Origin of the sequence: Photobacterium sanguinicancri (assembly GCF_024346675.1) — a bacterium.
Classification (GTDB): domain Bacteria; phylum Pseudomonadota; class Gammaproteobacteria; order Enterobacterales; family Vibrionaceae; genus Photobacterium; species Photobacterium sanguinicancri.
This window is the reverse complement of record NZ_AP024851.1, coordinates 1,581,682-1,605,567: the sequence shown is the minus strand read 5'-3', so window position 1 is coordinate 1,605,567 and position 23,886 is coordinate 1,581,682. Positions and strand designations below refer to the sequence as shown.

19 protein-coding genes are annotated in these 23,886 nt (G+C 41.9%); 17 read left to right on the top strand and 2 right to left on the bottom strand.

The window, feature by feature from the left end:
* Nucleotides 1–41: 41 nt before the first annotated feature.
* Nucleotides 42–1,172, bottom strand: coding sequence for a homogentisate 1,2-dioxygenase (locus OCU87_RS24010; RefSeq protein WP_261858762.1), 1,131 nt, complete (start codon nt 1,170–1,172; stop codon nt 42–44).
* 412 nt (nt 1,173–1,584) lie between these two features.
* Between OCU87_RS24010 and phhA the strand changes: the two genes are divergently transcribed.
* Together phhA and OCU87_RS24000 are read left to right on the top strand one after the other, a co-directional pair.
* Complete coding sequence (gene phhA / locus OCU87_RS24005) at nt 1,585–2,421, top strand: phenylalanine 4-monooxygenase (RefSeq protein ID WP_261858761.1); 837 nt, start codon at nt 1,585–1,587, stop codon at nt 2,419–2,421.
* A 70-nt stretch (nt 2,422–2,491) separates the two neighbouring features.
* Entirely contained in the window at nt 2,492–2,845 is a 354-nt protein-coding gene (locus tag OCU87_RS24000) for a 4a-hydroxytetrahydrobiopterin dehydratase (RefSeq protein WP_062692234.1), read from the top strand.
* An 81-nt stretch (nt 2,846–2,926) separates the two neighbouring features.
* Here the strand turns inward: OCU87_RS24000 and OCU87_RS23995 are convergent, their stop codons facing one another.
* The gene (locus tag OCU87_RS23995) at nt 2,927–4,996 is read right to left on the bottom strand and encodes a serine/threonine-protein kinase (protein ID WP_261858760.1); all 2,070 of its coding nucleotides are present in this window, start codon (nt 4,994–4,996) and stop codon (nt 2,927–2,929) included.
* Between the two features lie 261 nt (nt 4,997–5,257).
* Here OCU87_RS23995 and tagH point away from each other — a divergent pair, with 261 nt between their 5' ends.
* The 15 genes from tagH to tssG all read left to right on the top strand — a co-directional run bounded on the left by tagH (nt 5,258) and on the right by tssG (nt 23,885).
* Nucleotides 5,258–6,634 carry a type VI secretion system-associated FHA domain protein TagH gene (gene tagH, locus OCU87_RS23990; protein ID WP_062692242.1) on the top strand — a complete coding sequence of 459 codons (1,377 nt, stop codon included), beginning with the start codon at nt 5,258–5,260 and terminating at the stop codon, nt 6,632–6,634.
* A gap of 2 nt (nt 6,635–6,636) precedes the next feature.
* The gene (tssJ, locus tag OCU87_RS23985) at nt 6,637–7,104 is read left to right on the top strand and encodes a type VI secretion system lipoprotein TssJ (protein ID WP_261858759.1); all 468 of its coding nucleotides are present in this window, start codon (nt 6,637–6,639) and stop codon (nt 7,102–7,104) included.
* 129 nt (nt 7,105–7,233) lie between these two features.
* A complete protein-coding gene (tssK, locus tag OCU87_RS23980) occupies nt 7,234–8,559 on the top strand; it encodes a type VI secretion system baseplate subunit TssK (protein ID WP_261858758.1) in 1,326 nt (441 codons plus the stop codon).
* 22 nt (nt 8,560–8,581) lie between these two features.
* Complete coding sequence (gene tssL / locus OCU87_RS23975; RefSeq protein WP_062692246.1) at nt 8,582–9,901, top strand: type VI secretion system protein TssL, long form; 1,320 nt, start codon at nt 8,582–8,584, stop codon at nt 9,899–9,901.
* On the top strand, nt 9,901–13,446 hold the full coding sequence (gene tssM, locus OCU87_RS23970) for a type VI secretion system membrane subunit TssM (RefSeq protein ID WP_261858757.1): 3,546 nt from the start codon (nt 9,901–9,903) through the stop codon (nt 13,444–13,446). Before tssL ends, tssM begins: the two co-directional genes overlap by 1 nt.
* Nucleotides 13,428–14,114, top strand: a complete 687-nt coding sequence (gene tagF, locus OCU87_RS23965) for a type VI secretion system-associated protein TagF (protein ID WP_261858756.1) — start codon at nt 13,428–13,430, stop codon at nt 14,112–14,114. Before tssM ends, tagF begins: the two co-directional genes overlap by 19 nt.
* The gene (locus OCU87_RS23960; protein WP_261858755.1) at nt 14,114–14,938 is read left to right on the top strand and encodes a PP2C family protein-serine/threonine phosphatase; all 825 of its coding nucleotides are present in this window, start codon (nt 14,114–14,116) and stop codon (nt 14,936–14,938) included. The genes tagF and OCU87_RS23960 overlap by 1 nt, the downstream gene beginning before the upstream one ends.
* Complete coding sequence (gene tssA, locus OCU87_RS23955) at nt 14,935–16,074, top strand: type VI secretion system protein TssA (protein WP_261858754.1); 1,140 nt, start codon at nt 14,935–14,937, stop codon at nt 16,072–16,074. Before OCU87_RS23960 ends, tssA begins: the two co-directional genes overlap by 4 nt.
* A gap of 35 nt (nt 16,075–16,109) precedes the next feature.
* The gene (gene tssB / locus OCU87_RS23950) at nt 16,110–16,649 is read left to right on the top strand and encodes a type VI secretion system contractile sheath small subunit (protein ID WP_261858753.1); all 540 of its coding nucleotides are present in this window, start codon (nt 16,110–16,112) and stop codon (nt 16,647–16,649) included.
* Nucleotides 16,649–18,139: a type VI secretion system contractile sheath large subunit gene (gene tssC / locus OCU87_RS23945; RefSeq protein ID WP_261858752.1), complete on the top strand. Its 1,491-nt coding sequence runs from the start codon at nt 16,649–16,651 to the stop codon at nt 18,137–18,139. Before tssB ends, tssC (OCU87_RS23945) begins: the two co-directional genes overlap by 1 nt.
* Before the next feature lie 123 nt (nt 18,140–18,262).
* Nucleotides 18,263–19,795, top strand: coding sequence for a type VI secretion system contractile sheath large subunit (gene tssC, locus OCU87_RS23940; RefSeq protein ID WP_261858751.1), 1,533 nt, complete (start codon nt 18,263–18,265; stop codon nt 19,793–19,795).
* A gap of 14 nt (nt 19,796–19,809) precedes the next feature.
* Nucleotides 19,810–20,598 (top strand): type VI secretion system accessory protein TagJ, encoded by a 789-nt coding sequence (locus OCU87_RS23935; RefSeq protein ID WP_261858750.1) that lies wholly within the window; start codon nt 19,810–19,812, stop codon nt 20,596–20,598.
* A gap of 20 nt (nt 20,599–20,618) precedes the next feature.
* Nucleotides 20,619–21,086, top strand: a complete 468-nt coding sequence (gene tssE, locus OCU87_RS23930) for a type VI secretion system baseplate subunit TssE (protein ID WP_261858749.1) — start codon at nt 20,619–20,621, stop codon at nt 21,084–21,086.
* A 1-nt stretch (nt 21,087) separates the two neighbouring features.
* Nucleotides 21,088–22,917 (top strand): type VI secretion system baseplate subunit TssF, encoded by a 1,830-nt coding sequence (tssF, locus tag OCU87_RS23925; protein WP_261858748.1) that lies wholly within the window; start codon nt 21,088–21,090, stop codon nt 22,915–22,917.
* Nucleotides 22,914–23,885: a type VI secretion system baseplate subunit TssG gene (gene tssG / locus OCU87_RS23920; RefSeq protein WP_189337939.1), complete on the top strand. Its 972-nt coding sequence runs from the start codon at nt 22,914–22,916 to the stop codon at nt 23,883–23,885. Before tssF ends, tssG begins: the two co-directional genes overlap by 4 nt.
* Nucleotide 23,886 lies beyond the last annotated feature (1 nt).

The following is a 23,886-nucleotide window of genomic DNA, read 5'->3' as shown; positions in this document are numbered from 1 at the left end:
TTACATTGTAAATGGAAGTGAAAGTGGTAGACGAGATGCCGTTAATTTTGTTGTTGCCATGAATGGACGTAGTCTTTGTTTTCAGCACCTTGTGGCAGCTCGGCGACATCGAGCGGAAAGCGAGCATCAATCATGACTGCGACTTCATCGGTTTGCGTTTTGGATTGTTCAACGCTTGTTTTTAACGCTTTGGGGTGAGGACCATGAGAAAAGCCACAAGGATGGTGCGTGATCATCCCTGCCTCAATATTGTCTCGGCTGAAAAAGTTACCTTTGTGGTAGAAAAGCACTTCGTCGTAATCATCATTATTATGGAAAAAAGGCACCTTTAAGGCCTGAGGGTCGCTCTCTATGGGGCGAGGGACAAAGGTACAAATCACAAAGCCATTGGCGACAAAGGTGGTGTGTGCTGACGGCGGTAAGTGATAACGGTGGCTCATTAATGGCCTGATGTCGCGCCAATTAAGTTTGAACGCGGTTAGGTTTCCTTTCCAGCCTTGGGCGTCTAAAGGATTAAACGGGTAGGTGATAGTATTTAAACGTTGGCGTGCTTTGAGTTTAACTTGCCATTGCTGGTGACTGTTTTGCTGTGTTAAAAATGGTTCATCAATCCGCGCATATTCCAGCATTGCAGGGTCGTAAATTGCGTGCTGCCCCACTAATCCCCGCTCAGCCATTTGATAGCCACTGTTGGTGGCTTCGATCATTAGCATAGCGACGGGTTCATTGACTTCTACCCGCCAGCTGGTGGCTCTTGGCAGTACGATGTAATCACCATCTCTAAAGGTGAAATGGCCATAATCGCAATATAAATGCCCACTACCTTGATGGATAAACAGCACCTCATCACCATCACCGTTACGCACTAAGTGATCCATGTGAGTATGGGTACGCCACATGCGCATTTTCAGCTGCTCGTTATAGAGCAACAATGAAGCATCCCAAGGTGTTTGGCCTGTAATGGCGATCTTATTGGTGTCTATGGCGCGAGGGCGCAGCTCTCCTTCCCACTCGATCCAGCCCGTTGGAGGGTGCTTATGATACATGTGACTGGCTGGGCCAAAAAAGCCCTCTTTACCACATTCTCGTTCATAAGTGTTTTGCGGTAAATCGCAGTGCGCTTGACGAGAAGCATTGCCTTCAACGATGGGAAATTGAAACCATTGGCGCATTCCGTGATCCTCACAAATATTTGAATGCCTACCTTAACTTTGGTTGAGAGTCAGCAAACAGGCAAGGTTAGCGAGCGTGTCAGCGTGAGGTTATGAGCAGGGTTGAAAGGTATATTGAGTGGCTTGTTGTGCGAATAAATTGACAGAGGTGGCGAATTGTCTCTTGGGAACGCTAGTTGATAAGAAGCTACAACCAAGCTAGCAAGCGATCATGTTTGAGCAAATCGATTTTCATTCATAAAAATGAGATTGTAAATAAAATGTTACACGCGGTGCGTTGGCTTTCTTAATTCTGGCTTTTCTAACTGTGCTGAAACTTCCTACCCTTTAATTATAGAAACAATAATAAACACGCGTCTGTCGTGTGAAGTCAGTGTGCATATGTGCAGTAATATGTTCAAAAAGGTATTTTATGGGAAGTCTAACTCAGTATGTATCCAAGCAACCTGATACCAAGGGTGTGATTCATTGGAGTGATGATGAAGACCAGATTTGGCATGATTTGTTTACTCGTCAACTTCGCTGCATACAAGGGCGAGCTTGTGATGAGTACAGCGCCGGTTTGATTTTACTTGAACTTCCACAAGATCGTGTGCCTCAACTGCACGATATTAACCAAGTGTTGTTGGCGACGACAGGGTGGCGATGTGTTGAAGTGCCTGCGCTGATTAACTTTGACCGCTTTTTTACCATGCTTGCGAATAAGCAGTTTCCCGTTGCGACTTTCCTCCGTTGTCGGGAAGAGTTTGATTACTTGCAAGAGCCGGACTTTTTCCATGAAGTCTTTGGGCATTGTGCCATGTTAACCAACCCTGCGTTTGCGGCTTTTACGCATACCTATGGTCAACTTGGTGCGGCGGCATCGGGTCAAGATCGGGTTTATTTAGCGCGGTTATATTGGTTTACGGTGGAGTTTGGTTTGTTGCAATCACCGCAAGGGCTGCGGATCTACGGCGGGGGGATCTTGTCTTCTCCAGCTGAGACCGAATACGCAATGGCAAGCGATGCCACTGGTAAAAAAGCGCAGATTAGTCCCTTTGATCCTATTGAGGTAATGCGCACACCTTATCGAATCGACATTATGCAGCCCATATATTTTAAATTGTCTTCTATTTCACAACTGTACGAACTGGCCCAGCAAGACATTATGGCAATGGCTCATGAAGCTAAACAGCTTGGGCTACATCCACCACTTTACCCACCTAAATTACCCTCAGAGAAACCAGACCCTCATTTGAAATCTGCCTAATGCGCAATGCGTTTCTATACTTATGAAATTAGGTAGAACTCGGCATGTATTTACACAAGGAATGTTTTTAATGACGTCTAAATTACACCAATTGAAATGCGAAGCGTGTCAGGTGGATGCACTGCCTGTCGATGATGCTGAAATAGCAAAACTGAGAGTAAACATTCCTGATTGGAAGGTGATGGACCGTGACGGTATTTTGCAGTTAGAGCGTGAGTATAAATTTAAAAATTTCAAATTAGCTTGGGCGTTCAGTAATCAAGTTGCTGAAATTGCAGAGGCCGAGTTTCATCATCCCACAATAACGCTAGAGTGGGGAAAGGTGACCGTTTGCTGGTGGAGCCATTCGATCAAAGGTCTGCATCGCAATGATTTCATTTGTGCGGCTAAAACGGACCAATGTGTTGAGACAACAAACCTGTAAGTTCTGTGTTAATGGCTACTCCGAAGCCCCCAATAGTTGGTGTCCAACTTTATGGGTCACTTCAGAGTAGCTGGTTTCTCATTAAGAGTTTGAGCGTGCTTTTTCAACCAAATTAAACTGATGTGTCGCTTTTTTCATCGCATCACGCGCAGCGCGTTGTTTTCGTTTTTTCTGCCACTGCTCTGAGAAATCAAGGTATTGGTTTGCACTTGCTAACCTTAATGTAATCAGTGATGAGAAATCAGCCGGTAATTCTTTTGCAACGCTATCAACTTGCTTTAATAAGGCATCCAGCTTTGACTCTGATCTTATTTTACTGAGCTGTTGATTAAATTTAGTAAATTTGGGTGCATACAACAGTTCCGCTGACTCATACGGAAAAGGAGCGGGTACGCCTTGAGCTTTAGCTGTTCGGTACATCTCTACATGTGTAATTGCTTGCTTGAGTTGTGTTGCGAGCTGAATCTTATCTAGTGTCTGTACCTTGTCTGCAAAGAAGGTTTTCCCTGCTTTAATTAAGTTTTCCAAACTTTCTACGTCATGATTTTTCATTGCTTCATCGAACTGTATAGTAAACGTTTCTTCTGCTAACGATGTAGGCTTGAATTTTGCGTCATGACGTAATGTTTGCAGCTGAGTAAGTAGCTGGTAGATGTTAGTTTCATCTGACGCTGTATACGCTCCTTTTTCTAGCGCTGTATTAATACGATTAGTAATGACATCGAGTGTTGATTGCCAACTGGTTGAAATATCAGTACTAAGAACATTTAAGGCATGGGAGTCAGGGTAGAGCTTATGCGCTTGTGCAAGCTCAGCTTCAATTGCGTAGTAATTAGGATAATGGTTAGTACGTGTATTGAAGATCTGATCGATCTTATGTTCATAGATGGCTAGAATCGCTTTTTGTTTGTCGCGGAGTAAGCCCTGAGCGAGTACTGGATGCTCTTTTCTTAATTCTGGTAGTTGTTCGACAATTTCCTGCGGTCGTAAATATTCAAGTTGAGACTGGGCTTGGATGCTGCTTTGCAATTGGCTAATTGTTCGGCTTAAATCTGATATTGTCTCTTTTTGTTGGAAGAACACATAGCCTAAAACTGAGCTTAAACCGAGAATTGCAGCCGTCATCATTATCATGGGTTTATGCTGTTTATGAAGCTGAGTTTGGATCGTTCCAATATTGTCAGAACGCTTATTTGCATCCAGTGCTAAACCTTGCTGGATAGTACGCCACTTGGATGTACTAAGGTGTTTCGGACGTGAAGGCTGTATATGTTCTTTTAGTGCAATATCAGCCGGTTTACGATGATAAGGGTGCTTGCTTGAACATAGTTCATAGCTGATACAGCTGAGTGCAAAAATGTCATCTTTAATACTTGGTGGATTACCATTTAGTAATTCAATAGAAGCATAGTTTGGCGTGTAACCTCCAAATTCAACATCATCAGCTTCTTCTTGAACTGCGGCGTATTGGTCATAGTTCAATGAGGTTTTCTTGGCTATTCCAAAGTCGAAGACCTTAATATCACCGTCTCGCGTAAGCATGATATTACTGGGTTTAAGATCGGCATGAACTACGCCATTTTTATGCGCATAAGTGAGCGCCGACATCATTTGATCAAGCAATGGTATTGCTCGTTTGTAAGGTAAGCCATGAGGTCGAGAACGTTGAATAACAACATCAAGCGTTTCACCATCAAGGTATTCCATGACGATATAATAAACTTTTTTATCAATCCCAAAATCGTAGACACGAATAATATTCGGGTGGCTTAATTTTTGCGTTGTTTGCGCTTCATGGATCAGCACTTTTGCCGCATCAGGTTGATTAATAAATTCATTCTGAAGGGCTTTGATGGCCACAAAAGGATTGGCAACCCCTGCTGCTTCTAACAATAGATCTGTTGCTCGATATACATTGCACATACCGCCATTACCAATACGTGATTCAATGCGATAGCGACCTTTGATAACTGTATTAATCAGATCATTTGACTCATTGGTTGGTACTGGCTCACTAGAGGATGGTTTATTTGGTTGTGAGTCATGATGACTTCTAACGATTGTTTTATTATTTATATCTTCTTTTTTTTCGATCTCATGGGACGTGTTTTCTATTTGTGGGGTGCTTTCTTTTTCTGTTTTCTTTGCCATGAGATGTCTCCAATGCTAATTGAAGCTGATGATATATTCGGTAAATTGCAGTGCAATCATTAATTTCTTTTTATTTGTCATGAGCCCGACTCAACACTGAAACCAATGTAATTGATAAAAACAAAATAAAGGTTGTCTCTCAATTGCTTGTGATAGATGACAAATTTCGTTGATGAGAATTTTCTAATCTACATAATGAATCATTATTGATGTTTTGTTATTAATCTTTAAGTTAATAAAGCTTAAGGGTGTAGGTTTATTATGGATTTTCAACTTTCAGTTATTAGCTATCATCGCTATACATCTCAATTAGACGCCGTTAAACCTTTAAATAGCGTCAAAGAAAACACACCGCTTTTTATTGGTCGTTCTGAATTATGTGATTGGAATTTGCCCGATCCAGAACGTGTTATTTCAAGTAAACATGCTGTGATAGAAAATCAAGACGGAAGATTATATATTAAGGACTTGTCAACAAATGGGTTGTTTATTAATCGTAATGTTGAGCCGTTAGGCAAAAACAAACATCACCAACTCGCTATTGGTGATGTGATATCACTAAGTGATTATGAAATAGAAGTGCAAGTGTTTACTTCTGATAAAGTTGAACCGAGCTCTAAACGGGCAGAGGCATCACAAAGTAATAGTGATGAATTGGGTATTCCTGCTAAAGATTTAATGCTTAAATCTGATGCTAAAAAAGAAAGTATTTCTGAAGTCAATAACGAACTTTATATTGGAAATATTCAGGATAGCTTCACTTCTCCAAGTAATGAAAGTATAGACTTAATGCAATTTAACGAAAGCATACCTGAAGACTGGAGTGTTCTTTTTGAAGAGCCAACGCCGATAAACTCCGTTTCTCAAGCCCCTCAATACAATAAGGCTTCGCAAGTGGTAGGTAATCAGCATGATTGTGTTGAAGCGACAGAAGGACAAGAAGAGAGTTCCGAGATTGTTACTGAAAATACCAACAGCTCTATGCGGCCTCAACCCGTTCAACCAAAAAAAACACCGTTAGGTACACTTAGCTTAGCTGAAGAAAATGATGAGTCTAAACTTTTACAAGCCTTCATTGAGGGTATGAAAGTACATGGGCATCAAATCCACCCTGAAATGAATGAACAGTGGTGGTATGAAATGGGTGAAAGTGTGTGCTTACTACTAACTGGTCTTATGACAACACTGCAAAAGCGTTCGGACTTCAAGCAAACCAATCGTCTAATGCATACGTCATTTAAGCGTCAAGAAAATAACCCACTTAAGTTTTCTGCTAATTTTGAAGACGCAATTCATAACCTATATCATCGAAAATCCCCCAGCTTTTTATCAGCACCGCGAGCGATACAAGAGGCATTTTCAGATATAGATCAGCATGAAAAAGCCATGGTTTATGGCACGAAAGGCGCTGTGAAAGGGGTTATGTCAGCCTTAGAACCTAATCGGGTTACGAGTATAGAACCCCCCGAAGGCTTGCTATCAAATTGGTTTGGATCTAAGCAAAAAGCAAATAACTGGCAGCGTTATGAAGCTTTATTTTATGAATTAGAAAGTGATCTTCGCCAAGAGCAGCCATTTTATTTAGATGACTTTGTGAAGCATTATGAAGCGAGCTTAAAAGGAATGGGAGAAAAGTAACTATGCTTAATACTATTAAATTATATTTATTTTCTATGTTGATGATGATTTTTTTGAATGGATGTACGGTAGCAAACCTTGTTGTTGACCCTTATGCAACCCTAAAGTTTGATGTTAGTAATAAAGTTAATCCTGATTTAAATGGGCGAGCATCACCTGTTGTTGTGAAAATCTATGAATTACAATCAAAAACGATATTTGAAAGCCAAGATTTCTTCATGATTTATGATGAGGCGGATAATATTTTTGGCCCTGATTTAGTCTCGAAAGATACACTGTCTTTATCGCCAGGCGAAGAGCTTTCTTTCGATATAAAAATGTCACCAGGTAGTAAATATGTTGGTGTGGTTGTTGCTTATCGAGATTTAGAAAATGCCAAATGGCGTGAAATAATTGAAATCGATCATAAAGGCTATAATACCTACAAGCTTATTATAGATAAGTTATCAATACATGTAGAGAAGCCTTAATTAATTTATGAGAAGTGAACCCAGGTAATTTATGTTGGGTTTGTCGTTAACTTTCTGACTTGTATATTATTACACTGTATTGATTGTTTTAATCTTTTGCGTAATTGTTTTTATTGAATAAGGTTATTTATGAGTAACTGGGAACGTGTTGCTTGGTGTGAAGGGATGTTTTTAAGGCCGCAGCACTTTCAACAACAAGAGCGCTATATATTAAATGAAAGTTCAACATTTTCGAGTCACTTAGCAACTTACCCTTGGGGAGTTATTGAGCTATTGCTTGATGACGCTTTATTAAAGCAGAGTACGTTCGCTTTAAAAAAAGCGAATGTCGTTATGCCTGATAGTCGCGTCTTATTATCACCTCTGCGCGATCAGTTACCTGAGTCGCTCACCATTGATAAAAACACAAAAGATCGTACTGTTGTTATTGCCGTTCCTATGGAGCAAGCAAACAGTACCACTATTTCAAGTATGGGTGATAACCAAGTCACTCGCTATCATTTTAAAGATCAAACAATTGTTGATACAAGCGGAAATTTAGGGGAAGAGGTCCTTCAATTAGCGTCACTGGCTATCGAATTAAAACTCGATAGCGAGCGCTTAACAGGCTATTACACATTACCGATAGCCCGTATTGTTGAAGTGACGAATGAAGGCAATATCATTTTAGATCAGCACTTCATTCCACCAACGCTAAATGCGCAGTTAAACCCCAATATTCATGGCTTACTTTCTAGCCTCGTTGGCAAAATAAAATTACGGGCTGATACGTTGGCAGGGCGCTTAAATCACTCACAAGGTAATGCAACCTCGATTGCAGACTTTTTGATGTTGCAGACACTAAACCGTTACGAACCTGTATTAAAGCATTATTCAACAATCGAAGGTACGCACCCAGAGACAATCTGTCAGTTACTTTATGGTATGGCTGGGGAGCTAGCAACTTATGCCAGTAGCCGGAAGCGCCCTTCTGAATTGCCGGTGTATACGCATAACGGGTTAACAGACGTTTTTAGCAAACTCTCAGGTGTACTTAATCAATGCTTAAGTACAGTCCTTGAACAAACAGCGATTCAGATCCCGATTGAAACGACAAAATTTGGCATTCATATCGCTTCCGTAGCGGATAAGACGCTGTTGGCGAAAAGCCAATTTGTTTTGGCTGTTAAAGCGGATATTGAGCCTGAAGAGTTGCGTAAACGCTTCCCTGCACAGGTGAAAATTGGCCCTGTTGAACATATCCGTGATTTGGTTAATAACCAACTGCAAGGGATTTCTGTTGATGCGCTACCTGTGGCACCACGACAAATTCCATACCATTCAGGTTTCCATTATTTTCAATTAGATAAAAGTAATGACTACTGGGCGCGTTTGGATGCCAGTGGTGGTATCGCAATCCACTTGTCAGGTAATTACCCATCGTTAAGTTTGCAGTGCTGGTCAGTTAGTCAATAAATCATTGAGTAGGTAATGGAATATGTCCGATCAAACCGTTTTGAAACCTCAGCCTGGCAAGCGTAAGAGTCATGCGCCGCAGAGTAAACCTGAAGTGGTTAACGAGGCCGATTTAAATCAAACGGTACTTGTGATGCAAGCAAATAAAAGCGCGAATACGCGTCGCTTGCCTTCTTTGGGTGAAAATCCCTTGGTTGATCAAGCGAGCGGTATTTTGTCATTGATTGGCCAAATTCGATCAACACATGATCACAGTGATGTGACTTTTCTGCGTCAGACATGTATCGAAAAGGTGCGTGAATATGAAAATCAATTACGAGGGTTAGCCGTCGCGAGTGACGATATTGAAGCAGCCCGTTATTGCTTGTGCTCTTTTTTAGATGAAACCGTATTGAATACTCCTTGGGGGGAGCAGTCGGTATGGCGTTCAGAAAGTTTACTATCGGTATTTCATGCTGAAACATGGGGCGGAGATTACTTTTATTCTTTACTAGATAAGGCGTTATTGCAGCCCCATCAGTTTTATCAACGACTCGAGTTACAACACCTTTGTTTAGCATTAGGGTTTACTGGCAAGCTACGAATTGCAGAACGTGGTGAAGAAAAACTGCAAGCATATCGCTCGCAGGTGTCTGAAGCTTTGACCCAAGTAAAAGGCAAACAACAGCAATTACTGTCACCAGAATGGCAAGCGAATGTTCTTGGGGGAAGTGAAACGCACAGTGGGATCCCATTATGGGTAACCGGGTCTTTTTTTGGATTGCTGATGCTCTCTATGTATATGGGGTTTAACTACCATATAAATACTTATTCTAATCCAGCATTTCAGTCATTGAGTGGCTTAGTTCCCGCGCATATTGACGAATCTGAGGTGCAATACTATCAAGATCCAGCCGCGCTGAAGTTACAACAGCTGTTGCAATCGGAAGTTGAACGAGCACTACTCGAGTTTGAAAAACACCCTGATCGTATTCGCCTTATTATTAAATCCAGTGAACTGTTTGCCTCTGGAAGTAATGAGATCCAAGCATCTGTTATGCCAGTGCTATCTAAAATTGCCCATGCACTCGAATCTACAACAGGTCGAGTGATGATTGTTGGGCATACTGATGATCGCCCGATCTTTACCAGTAAATACCCCTCTAATTGGCACTTATCACTCGCGCGTGCAACGTCTGTTGCCAATGTGCTAGCAATGGGCACTGAACTTCGAGGGCGCTTGTGGCCTGAAGGTCAAGGTGATGCAAATCCACGCCAGCCGAATACCAGCGATAAAAATCGTGCGAGTAACCGCCGAGTCGAAATCGACCTCTTATATCAACAACGCAGGGCTGAAAAATAATGATGTTTATTAAGCGGATGTTTAGTGCATTGATTGATATTTTCCGTAAAAAGTGGGTCATTACTTTACTCGGGCTAGTGGCGTTATCTTTGCTTATTTGGTTTGGCGGCCCGCTGGTTGCCATTGCGGGATCGGAGCCGTTAACAAGTCCCGTTTCTCGTTTAGTTGTGTTGCTTGTATTTGCGATGTTGTGGGGTTTTTACAATATTGTTCATCAAGCAAAAAGTAAAAAACAAAATGAGCAGACAGTAAAAACACTGTTGGATGGCGATGACACAAATCCTGCTGACGAAGCCTCGCAACAAGAGATAGAAACGCTGCGCTCACGTATCGTTCAGGCACTCGATGTAATGAGTAAAACCTCAGGTAAACGAGGCCGTGGTGCTTATCAACTGCCGTGGTACATCTTAATTGGTCCTCCAGGCACGGGTAAAACGACGGCATTACAAAATTCAGGATTGGAATTTCCGCTTCAAGAAAGCCTTGGTAATGATCCGCTAGCTGGCATTGGAGGGACACGTTACTGTGATTGGTGGTTTACTAATAAAGCCGTGTTGATTGATACCGCAGGTCGATATACCACGCAAGATAGCAATACAGATCAAGATTCTCGTGCTTGGTTCGGTTTTTTAGGCTTACTGAAAAAGCACCGTACTCGTCGCCCTATTAATGGAGCGATTATCACTGTGAGCCTTGCGAATTTACTCACCCAAACGCGAACTGAACGCAATTTGCATGCACGTGCAATCAAGCAACGCATCCTTGAGCTAAAAAATCAGTTAGGAATGCAATTTCCTGTCTATGTGATTTTAACCAAGGCTGACTTGATTGCTGGGTTTAATGAGTTCTTTGCCGACCTTACGGCAGAAGAAAGAGATCAAATTTGGGGCGTTACCTTTCCTGAGTCTGCCCCTAATTCTGAAAAAGGTGTTGTGGGGCTGTTTAATAAAGAATTTCACCATTTATTGACGCACTTACTTGAGAAGATGAACTCACGTCTTGCGGCTGAGCGTGACATAGATAAACGAACTCTTATTTATGAATTTCCTAAGCAACTACGGCTACTGCAAGCCGCCGCGGATGACTTTTTAAAAGAAATTTTTGCAGCTAATGCTTTTGAAGAGCCTCCTTTACTGCGTGGTGTATTTATCGCAAGTGCAACGCAAGAAGGTGTACCGATTGATCGGGTAATGAAAGAAACATCAGGTGGACTCGGCCTGAGCCAAGTACCTCTGCGCCAAGCAGGAGGAGAAGCGAAGGGCTTCTTTATCAAACGCTTGTTTGAAGATGTCATCATCAAAGAGCAATTTTTGGGTACAGTCAATCGTGTTCATCAAAAGCGAAACCGATGGCTACATCGCGCTGTCGTTGGTGTTAGCTGTACCGCCGTTGCTGTTATGGGCGGTATTTGGACTCAAAGTTATCAATGGAATAAATCACTGGTGGATAATTCACTGACTGCGGTAGAACGCTATCAGACTATTGTTGGCGATGGACTAAACGCTGATTTGGATGTGGTGAGTTTGATTGATGCACTCAATGAGCTAAAGCACCTACCCGCAGGTTTCGAGCAGTACATGCTTGATGACGAAGGCGTTAAACACTTTGGTCTTTATCAAGGTGAAAAGTTAGGTCAGCCTGCCCTTACTGCGTATCACCAAGCGTTACAAGGTGTTTTTGCTCAATTCCTGACTGCAGGGATTGAAAAAGAAATGCGTGACAACGTGCAGTATCGCGAATACTTGTACGAGACATTGAAGACTTATCTGATGCTGTTTCAACCTCAGCATTATGATGTAACGCAAGTCACAAGCTGGCTTGAAGCGTACTTTGATCGTGCTTATCCCGGTGAAATTAACGAGTCGTTACGTGCTGCGTTATTGGTTCACAGTAATAACCTCCAGCAGGCCGGTGTATTAAGTATTGCTATAAATGATGATGCGGTGAGCAGTGCACGTAACGTGCTGACTGCGATGCCCTTGTCTGAGCGTGCATATCAGCGTTTAAAACTGGAATACATCGATAGCCATGTGCCTTCATTTCGTTTAACGGATGTCTTTGGGTCCCAAAGCCTCACCATCTTTGAACGTAAAAGTGGAAAGCCGTTAAGCATGGGAGTTCCTGGGCTTTATACGTACAACGGATTCCATGGCGTTTTCCAGCTTGAAAGTAACCGAATGGTGAAACGTTTAATGGAGGACAGTTGGGTTTATGGTGATGAACTAGTCCTTCAGGAAGGCAATATAGATCATGTTGTAAAAGACGTTAGGTTTAAGTACTACCGTGATTACATTTATGAATGGACACAATTGCTGAATGATCTCCAGTTGAAATCATATCAATCCGCAGAACGCGGTTTGTCCCAAGCTAAAATTCTAGCTGGTCCTGAAAGGCCCGTTGAGGCCTTGATCCTTGCAGCGCAAAAACAGTTACGCCTTACTAAAATTCAGGTAAGTGAAGAAGCTGAGGCCGCAGGGAAAATAGCCTCCAGTGTTGCTAATGCCGCGTTACATAATCAGAAGCAACGGCTTAAACGTTATTTACCCTCAGATCTTGGAAAGACTGAAATTTCGTTGCCTGGTAAAGAAGTGGAAGATGCGTTTGGGGAGCTACTCAGTGTATCAGAAACGCAGCTAGAGGCGGTTCATGAGTCTTTTGTGCACTTAAATAACTACCTTGCCGAGCTAACCAGCTCTGGCAATAACGAGCGCATCGCCTATAAGAGCCTATTAGGTGAGAGTAATAACAAAACGGTTGGCGCTGCGATGAAAACCGTTAAAGCAAACCTGCCTTATCCTTTTTCTAGTTGGTTAGGCAACATTTCTTCGCAAACGTCCAAGCTTGCGAAAAAGGGCTCTCAACTGCACGTGAACGATATTTGGCAGTCAACGGTATTAAAAGAATATCAAACTCTGATAGAAGGGAAGTATCCGTTTAATCCTAAGTCATCACAAGATTTACCTCTTAAAGATTTTGAGCGTTTCTTTGGCTACAACGGCACATTAGATAGCTTTTTTAATCAGTATTTAGCGCCATTTGTTGATAAATCTAAGCATCAATGGCGGTTTGATAAATCGATTGGATTAAATGAAGAAAGCCTACAGGTTTTCGCGCAAGCAGAGATAATTCGTAAAGCTTTTTTTGATGTAGGTAGCCAAAAAGCCAAAGTAAGTTTTGGTATCAAGCCTATCTATTTAGATCAGCATATCAGTCACTTTAAACTTGAAGTGGGTAAGCAAGCAGTAACGTATCAACATGGACCTACTCGCGCTAAAACCTTGTACTGGCCGGGTGCTGGTCAGACTCGTGTTGTCTTTACACCGCCACAAACGGGGCATGTTGTCACTGAGTCTTATGGCGGAAGTTGGGGTTTATTCCGTTTATTGGATAAATCACTAAAAGCGCGACCAAAGTCCCGTAAAGACAATATTTTGATGGTGGATCTAAAAGGGAATAAAGCACAGCTAGAGCTCATTCCAAATAGTGCGATTAACCCATTCTGGTCTCGTGATATGGAGCGTTTTGCATGTCCAGCCACACTTTAAAACCAGGTTTTGGGTATTTTGGGAAAGTGCCTCAGCGTGGTGATTTTATTCAATCTCAGCTCTCAACGGGTTTCTCTAATAGTTGGAGTGAATGGTTACAAGCTGCAATGGCGGTTAGCCGAGAGCAATTAGAAGAATCATGGCTTGATTATTATATGACTGGGCCGATTTGGCACTTTGCTTTTTCTGCCAATGTCTGCGGCGAACAAGCCATGATAGGGAGCCTGATGCCAAGTGTTGATAACGTTGGCCGACAATTTTATTTCTCATTAGCGGCACCCATAGAGCAAGCGCCAATCGATTTTATGCTAAATCGAAAATGGAGCATCAAGGCCGAAGAACACATCCTACAAGTCCTTAACGATGAAGTGGATTTGGCCGCATGGGTGGAAGCGACTCAACAAGCGTGCTGGCATCACGATGTAACTCCATCTGCAGAGCCATTACGCATTCTAGTTGAGAGTAATCGCCATACCATTGCGGCAGAGCCCATGAGTGCAAGCCAGTTACTCCATCATAGCTATCAACAGCGATTTGGCCGTTATTGCGTATGGTGGACGAATGGTTCTGAATATGTTCCTGAATGCAGTGTTATTTCAAATGGGTTGCCTTTAGTTAGTCAATTTTCAGCTTTATTAGATGGGCGTTGGGAAGAGTGGGGATGGTAATGCAGGAAGCAAAATGGAATTACTTTTCATTCACACAATCGCATCCAGGGAAAGTACGTGCCTATAACGAAGATGCTTGCTTAGCCATGCAGAATGAAGGTGTGTGGGTGGTTGCGGATGGCATGGGAGGGCACTCAGCTGGTGATATTGCGAGCCGTATGTTGGTGGATATTATCGAGCAAAAAGTATCAAGCATTGGGCTGCCATTTTTAACCGTAGAGCATTTACATGAAGCATTAAGCGATGCCAATACACGTATTTATCAATTTGGTTATCACGATCTAGCAAAATCCATTATGGGTACAACGGCTGTTGTATTGTTTATTAAAGAACAGCAATTTCACTGTTTGTGGGTTGGTGATAGTCGGCTGTATTTGTATCGAGAAGGACAATTGCGGCAACAATCTCGGGATCATAGCCAAGTGATGGAAATGGTAGATAAAGGTCTATTGAATGAACGCGAGGCGGAACAACATCCAATGGCGAATGTGATCACTCGAGCAGTTGGTGTTGACGAAAATATCAGTATCGATCATTTATCTGGCTCGCTACGAAATGGCGATCAGTTTCTGCTGTGTTCCGATGGGTTAACTAAAGAACTTGCTGATTCTGAAATGGCGATATGTTTTAAAGCTACCAGTGTAAACGAAGTTGGTTTGGCTTTGATTCATTCTGCGTTAGTACGAGGGGCTTCAGATAACGTCACTTGCGCGGTAGTGAAAGCGGCCGAACATGCGATGGCGGAACCTACTACTGACTCAAATTATAGTGATGTCACCGTGCCTCTTTTTAATCATCAACGCATGACTTTACAAGGTGAATGATGTCGATATTTCCTTTTGAAGAATCTGCACAAATAGATATAGCAGCGCTAATAACGGCCATCACACCAGAGCAGCCTTGCGGTGAAGATCCAAGACATGACACTTCACCATTATCGGTCTATTACCAGCTAAAAAATGTTCGAAATAATGCTCGTACATTGGAGCGTAATGCACTGATTGATGGGGATCCGTTACTGAGTTTTGCAAACCAATGGCAGCCGCTGATTGATCAAGTCCCAGATCTTTTATTGAATGAAACCAAAGATCTAGAATTTACAGCATGGTACATCGAAGCGCTGATCCGTACCTACGGTTATGCAGGGTTAAACCACGGATTTATTGTTGCCACTCAGCTTATTGAACAGTTTTGGGATGGTTTGTATCCATGGCCTGATGAAGATGGTTTAGAAACACGGGTTGCACCTTTGATTGGATTAAACGGGGTAGAAGGAGAAGGCACCTTAATTATGCCTATTTCTTGCATTCCAATTACCGAGTACGACGGTGATCAAGCTTATGTGCTTTGGGAGTATGAACAAGCATGTGAAGTTGATCGTCTGGAGACGGAGAAAAAGCGTCATCGTATCGATCAGGGGGCGATTGAACTGAGTCGCTTTGAATCAGCGGTGAACCAGTCTAGTGGAAGCTTTTATGTCGATTTAGTGCGTGATATTGAAAATTGTATTTCATCTTATCAGCAACTTGTGACTGTGATGGATCAAGCATCAGGTCTCTCATTACCAACGTCACATATTTCAAAGCGACTACAAGCAGCTTTAGATGCTGTTAACCATATTGCCGCAGATAAGCTGCGACAAATGAATGAAGCTATGCCATCAAAAAAATCAGAGGAAGAACCTATATCCGAGATCGATGAGCAAGCGGAAAAGCATGAAAACCTCGCTGAGCAACAATTACGTACTCGACAAGATGCCATCTTACAACTGAAAACCATTTCAGACTTTTTTAGGAAAACAGAACCACATTCACCGATGTCGTATGCCATCGATCAGGTTGTGAGGTGGAGTGATCTCGCTTTACCCGATTTGCTTGCTGAGTTGATCGATGATGGCTCTGCACGACAAGGTTATTTCAGGTTAGTTGGCATTTCTTCTGACAATGACACCTCATCTTAACATTATGACACCAGCTAGAGAGAAGGGAGATAAATATGGAAAGTATCCACGGGAAGCTGTCTCGGGTACGAAAACCACGTGTTCACATTACTTATGATGTTGAAACAGAAGGATTAACCGTCAAAAAAGAATTGGCGTTTGTTGTTGGTGTTATGGGGGATTTTGCCGGTCATAACACCGATGACGTGAAACCGCTAAAAGACCGTCGATTCATACAAATTGATCGTGATAATTTTGATGATGTCATGAAACGTATGAGCCCCGCCTTGAACTTTAAAGTGGATAATACGTTGGCAAATGATGGCACAGAGTTGGCCGTCAACCTGGCATTTTCTTCAATGAAAGATTTTGAGCCAGCCGCCGTTGTTAATCAGGTTGAGCCGTTGAAAAAGCTGCTTGAAACACGCAATAAATTACGTGACTTAATGACCAAAATTGACCGCTCTGAAGATTTAGAAAATGTGTTGGAAGCGGTATTAAACAACACTGAGAATCTCAATAAATTAGCGGGTGAACTGAACCTTAATGATGATACGGAGACATCGCCGAAACAACCAGAAGGAGAAGGGGTGTAATGAACATGCAAACTCAGGAGCTACTTGATCCTACAGTAGAAGAAACTAGTCAATCGTTTTTAGAGCAGGCTCTCGTTGCGACTAAACAAACAGAAGCTTCACGTGCCGAAGAGTTATTGCGCACGCTGACAGAAGAAGCATTGAAGGGAACATTGACGTGGAATAAAAACTTAACGGTTACGTTCAATGAAGCCATTAAGTCAATAGATAGCATTATCTCAACACAGTTGGCTGAAATAATGCACCGTGCTGAATTTCAGAAGTTGGAAGGGAGTTGGCGTGGTTTACACCACCTTACAATGAGCTCAGATACTGGACAGACGTTGAAAATTCGTATGTTTAATATGAGTAAGAAAGAACTGCATAAAGATCTTAGTAAGGCGGTGGAGTTCGATCAAAGCCAAATATTTAAGAAAGTCTATGAGGCTGAATTTGGAATTGCAGGCGGTGAGCCTTATGGTGCATTGGTCGGTGATTATGAATTTACCAACCACCCTGAAGATATTGAAATTCTTGGTCTAATGTCAAATGTTGCCGCTGCAGGTTTCTCCCCATTCCTATCGGCGGCATCGCCTGGACTATTTGGTTTTTCTGAGTGGGAAGAGTTAAATAAACCACGTGATTTAGAGAAAGTGTTTGAGTCAATGGAGTATGCACAGTGGCGTTCGTTCCGTGAGAGCCCTGATTCTCGCTTTGTTACCTTAACCATGCCGCGTGTGCTTTCGCGTTTACCTTATGGTAAAGCAACCTTACCGACAGAAGAGTTTGGTTACGAGGAGTTTTCGGTTGATGAGGCCAGTGGTTTAGCTGTCGACGTCAAGCATGAAGAATATTGTTGGATGAATGCTGCTTATTCCCTTGCGACTAAAATGACGCATGCTTTTTCTGAATCAGGCTTTTGTACGGCAATCCGAGGTGCTGAAGGTGGCGGTAAGGTTGATTTTCTTCCGGCTCATAGCTATTTGAGTCATGAGGGAGATCCAACATTGAAGTGTCCGACCGAAGTCGGTATCACAGATCGCCGTGAAGCTGAATTGGGTAAGTTGGGCTTTTTACCTATATGTCACTATAAAAACACAAATTATGCTGCATTTTTTGGTGGTCAAACTTGTCAAAAACCGACTAAGTACGATACACCAGATGCATCAGCTAATGCTGAAATATCGGCTCGTTTACCGTATATCATGGCCACTTCTCGCTTTGCGCATTATTTGAAGGTGATGGCGCGCGATAAGATTGGTAGTTTCATGGAAGCTGATGATGTCGAGCGTTGGTTGAACCGTTGGATCTCCTCTTATGTCAATGCATCAGAAGGTGCAGGCCAAGAAAGTCGAGCTAAATACCCCTTAGCAAGTGCGAAAGTCAAAGTACAGGAAATCCCAGGTCAACCTGGTGCGTATAATGCGGTGGCATGGCTTCGACCTTGGTTGCAAATGGAAGAGCTGACAACATCTTTGCGGTTAGTCGCAAAGATCCCTGAAGTTGGTTGATATTATTCAAATCAACTTGAATTGGTGAATGCTTTTATATTTAAATAAATAAGATCCGATAACGGTTGATATATTTAGAGCTGGTCAAGTAGCCAGCTCTAATACTTTAAATGGTGATCATCGTTGGTTAATCCAAAGCTTTCATTTATCTCTGAAGAATTATTACCTCTTAATAAGTGTCAGAATGAAAAAGCGCATGACTTATACGCTAAAAGCCAGCTTGTTGATGCTTTCTTAGAGACTAAGGATGATGCTCTATCGTTAAGAATGTGGCTTGATATCGATACCTGCTTTAATGATGGTGAATGTAATAAGCAATCATTAACGGCGTTATTATTGTCTGCCATTGTCGCTATTGATAAAAAAATATCCAAACAGTTGGATCAAATACTGCATGCCAAGGAATTCAAGAAACTTGAATCAAGTTGGCGAGGGGCTGAATATTTAATTGATCAAGAGAATGAATATGATACTGAGAAAAAATGTAAAGTTAAGCTACTGCATTTGACATGGAGTGAATTGACTCGAGATTGTTCAAAGGCGATTGATTTTGACCAAAGTGATTTTTTCAGAGTAATTTATAATAATGAGTTTAACATGCCTGGTGGAGAGCCTTTTGGCTTGTTAATTGGCGATTATAAAATAACGCATCACTTACATGGTTATCAGCATGCTAATGATATTGACACCTTACGGAAAATCGCCCAAACCGCAGCTGCATCTTTTTCTCCCTTTATTACATCGGCTGATCCTAGTTTTTTTGGTGTTGATAATTTTTCGGAATTAGCTTCTGTTACACATATAGAAACGCAGTTTTCACAGCCTGAGTATATTGAATGGCAAAGTGTAAGAGCAATGGAAGATGCTAAATTTTTAGGTATCACTCTACCCGATATACTTCTTCGATCACCTTATCTTCCCGATGGTTCAAGAAGAGAAAAGTTTTCTTATCGAGAGTCGATATATCACTCAGAAGATGGTTATTTATGGGGAAATGCGGCTTATGCTTTTGCTGCCGTAGCAGTGCGTGCTTTTTGTGAATCAGGGTGGTTTTCACATATACGTGGTGTGCAAGCCGGTAAGTCTCGACAAGGCTTAGTGGTAAAAGTACCGCAAAGTCATTTTTGTGTAACGCGTCGATTAAAAAAGAATAAGATGTCAGTTAACTTACAGGTCGGTGATAGACTTGAAAAACAATTATCTGATAGCGGCTTTATACCTATATCTTCTGTCTATGAGACAGAGTTTTTGTCCTTTTATAGTAACTCGTCAGTCAATGAATCAAAAAAGTATTCATCAGAATCTGATGTGATAAATGCACGCTTAGCATCAATGCTGCAATATATTTTATGTGTATCAAGGTTTGCTCATTACATCAAAGTAATTGGCCGAGACAAAATAGGATCATTTGAAACCGCAGATCAGATAGAGCGTTATTTTCAAAAGTGGCTAATGCAGTACACTACATCGTCTGATTCATTATCAGATGAAATGCGTTCTAAATATCCACTCCATGAGGCAAGAATAAGTGTTAAAGAAAAAGTGGGGAAAAGAGGGTGCTTTTATTCTGTCATTCACTTACGCCCTCACTTTCAATTAGATCAAATGGTTTCTAATATTCGATTAATTACAGAACTATCACCAATATCAAATTAAAAATGGATAAAGTTATGGAAAGCTTAAATATTCGCTTACAGCAGGAAAGTATTAAAGATATTCTCTGTGATTATATGGATGTTCTAAAATCGCAACCGACAGATAGTGATTTACGCAGCAATTTCATTGAGCTTCTTTGTATTGATGGACAGCTTGAGCGAGCTGATCAGCAACTCTCGTTGTTGATAAAACAATATCCTGAGTATCTAGTCGGTGGAAATAACCTACGTCAACTTATTCATGCGGCACAAGCAAGAGCTGATTTCTTTTCAGGAAATGCCACTGTTCAATTGTTGAAAGGTGAGACTAAAAGCTTTGAAAATTTGGTCGCTTTAAATGTGGCTCGATGCCGAAAAGATGATTCTGGGGTAAAAGAGCACGCGGAAAAATTAGAGTTAGAGCGTTGCAAGTCTGCTTTTACCGTTAACAATATTAGCGTGCCTGACTGTCGAGATCTTGATGATAGTTTGGCTGGTTATATCGAGTTGTTCGGGACCGATGGGCAATATTATCTTGTTCCATTTTCTGAAGTATCTCATCTGCAGTTTATGCCAATAACGTCCTTAGTTGAATATATTTGGCGCAAGGTAAGCATCGAAGTTATTGATGGGCCAAGTGGTGATGCTTTTCTTCCTATAACCTATATTGACAGTAAAACCGATGCTCAAAAATTGGCGCGTGAAACGGACTGGGTGGAATTACCCAATACACCCGTTGTTATTGGCCAAGGTCAAAAGATGTGGCTAGTTGGCGATGAAGCGTTTCTTCTTGCTCAGTGTGAGTTAATGGAAAAAATGGCTTAACGTTGACGAGATACTAAATCATGTATGTGCCGTTAAAACCATCGCTATTGGATAATCTCATTGATGACACACCGGAAATTACAACGGAACAACCTATTACCTATAGCTTACAGGCGCTAAAAGATAGTGTGCGTAGAGATATCGAGTGGTTGCTCAATTCTCGCCGTTCTTGGCTTACGTGGTCGAAACATCTGGAAGAATTAGATATTTCAGTGATGAATTACGGTTTACCTGACTTTTCTTCGATGCCATTTAGTAGCAGTGACGGGCGTAGCTACTTGTGCCGAATTGTAGAAGAAACGATAACTCGATTTGAACCTAGATTTGATGCTGTTTTTGTCACTGTATTAGAAGACGGCGCGCCGGAAGATCGTGTGTTACGACTTCGTATTCAAGCCATATTTCGTGTTGGAACTGAACAAGAAGAGCTTATTTTCGATTCTGAAGTTGAGCCAGTGAGTTTAGGGATCAAGGTAGAGGAGTCTTAAAATGAGCGATGATTTATTAAAATATTACAATCGTGAACTGGCCTACATGCGAAAAATGGGGGCTGAGTATGCGGAGAAGCATCCAAAAATAGCAGGTCGTTTACGATTGAGTGATAGTCAAATTGAAGACCCGCACGCATCACGAATGATGGAAGGCTTTGCTTTATTAACGGCGCAAATTAGACGTAATTTAGATGACAGCTATCCGCAATTGACGGAAGCCTTGATTGGTCAACTTTATCCTGACTATCATGCCACGATCCCCTCTATGAGTGTGATTAAAATGGCAGCAAAAGATAACATCGGTGTCGGTTTCTCTATTGATAAAGGTGAATCAGTTGAACTGGTTGCAGATCATTTCAAGCGTTGCCATTTTCAAACTAGCTACTCGGCTGAGCTATGGCCGTTTGACTTGAGCCAAGTGAGCTTCGAGAACTCCCCATTTCACGCCCCTGAACCGCATTTTAATCGGGCAGCCCGCTCGGTACTTAAGCTGAAATTAACAGGAACAGATGGTGATCATCGATTAAGCCATCATGCTTTTTCTTCATTGAGGTTCCATTTAGGCGGGCTTTCTCATATTAGCTATCAACTCTATCTCTATTTGTTACGTTATGCCGTCGGGATTGCAATTGTTCCTAAAAATCACCCTCAGAATGTTAAGTACATCAGTTCAAAGCACATTAAAGCGACTGGGTTTGAGGCGCAGCAATCTGTTATTCCATATCGTCAGCAAAGTTTTTCTGGTTATAGGCTGTTAGTCGAGTATTTCTTATTGCCAGAGAAGTTTCTATTCATTGACTTAGTTGATCTCGAACCTCGTTGGTTTGGGGATAGTGATGAGGCTGAATTATTCATTTACTTCGATGAGCCATCAGATCTTATGGTGAAGCAGCTAGCAAAAGAAAATGTCTTGCTGGGGTGTGTGCCCGTTATTAATTTATTTGAAAAACAGGTTGAGCCGATCGCGCTTGATCACGTGAGTCATGAATACCCGATTGTACCGTCATATAATCAATCTGAAGCAAATGAAGTGATCAGCGTTGAGCGTGTCACTGCTTACAACTGGCATAACACGGAAGTTGAAGTGATGCCGTTTTATGGTGGGGAACATCCCAATTATTTATCTGACAGTGAGTTGTACTGGAATATTCGTCGAGAAGATGTGAATTGGGCGGGTGGGTTTGACGAACCCGGCCGTGAAACATTCATATCAATAGTCGATCGCTATTCCAAACATTTTGATCCTGCTGAAAAAGATCGGTGGAGCTTAAAAATAGAGACCCTGTGCAGTAATCGAAATTTAGCTTCTCGACTTCCATTTGGTGGCGGGCAGCCTAAAGTTTTTTTAACGCAGCAAGGTGACGTATTTGAAAAGGTACGTTGTTTATTTCCGCCAACAGAACCTATTCGCCCTCGGTTACATGATAGCACCCGCTGGCAGCTAGCGAAGTTATTAACACTCAATAGCTTTACTGATGGAAATAGTCTGGCAACGCTGAAAGAAACATTAAGGCTATATGATTTTAAAGCCTCCCCCCAAACAAAAGTGCTGATTGATGCCATTGTTGGGTTGAAGGTTACACCTGCAACGGCACGAGTGAATCAAGAAGGGCGTGTAGGATTCTGTCATGGGTCTGATATCGACCTCACTTTTTCAATTAATGACGTACAAGAACCCATGATATTTTTGTTCAGCAATGTATTAGCCCATTTTTTTGCGCAATACGCGGCTGTGAACAGTTTCACTCGCCTTCGGGTGTGGCTGTATGGACAAGAGCAAGCTTTTCATGAGTGGCCAGCGACGGCTGGTGGGAAGGTACTGCTGTGAGTAAAGCGATTGATTTAACAGACTTTCAAGGACGAGAACTTTACGAAGTAATATATGCCCTACATCGACACTATATTAGTACTGATGGCCATTTCGAATTAGGTTCTGATGCATTTATTGATGATGAAACAATACGGTTTGTTGCATCGCAGCATCTTGGCTTTGCAGCCAATGAAGTGACTGTTCGACCTGAAAAAAGTGGCGAGGGTTTAACATTAGAGGTCAGCTCTTTTGGATTAACGGGGGTTGCAGGGGTATTACCTCAGCATTATACCGAATTGATTTTGCAGCGTATGAAACGTAAGGATTACGCGTTAAGAGATTTTCTTGATTTGTTTAATCACCGACTTATTTCCCTCTATTATCGATCTTGGGAGAAATATCAGTATTCAGTTCATCATCAACGTCACCTATGGGGGCAACCAACAGATATACATCAAGCACTCCAATCGTTAACAGGTTCTATCGATGATAGTGATATTTATTGGGGAGGGTTGCTGGCTAAAACGGTGCGAAATGTCGCATCTATGAAAGCCATTATTTCTCACACGCTTAAATGTGATGTTGATGTTGATGAATTTGTTGGACGGTGGATCCCACTTCAAGGTAATGAACAAACAGCATTATGCTCACGAGCTGAACCTGACGGACTTCACGCTCAATTAGGCCGAACAACGGTATTGGGTAAGCAAGTTTGGAATGTTAATGCCGCAATTAGGATTGTGCTTTACGTACAAGATGCACAGCTAACACGACGACTTATCCAAAAAAGCGTTTTAATGACCCGCCTAAATAATCTTGCCCGGCATTTTGTCCCGCAGTCCACGCAGGTGGATTGGGAGGTACAAACGTATTATGCCGATCTTCCATTGGCCGCTCTGGGAAGTGAAACCCAATTAGGTCTGAGCGCGATGCTAGGCATGTCGTCTTTACTTGCGACTAAGCCAGTGAAAATTTCAATTAATTAGT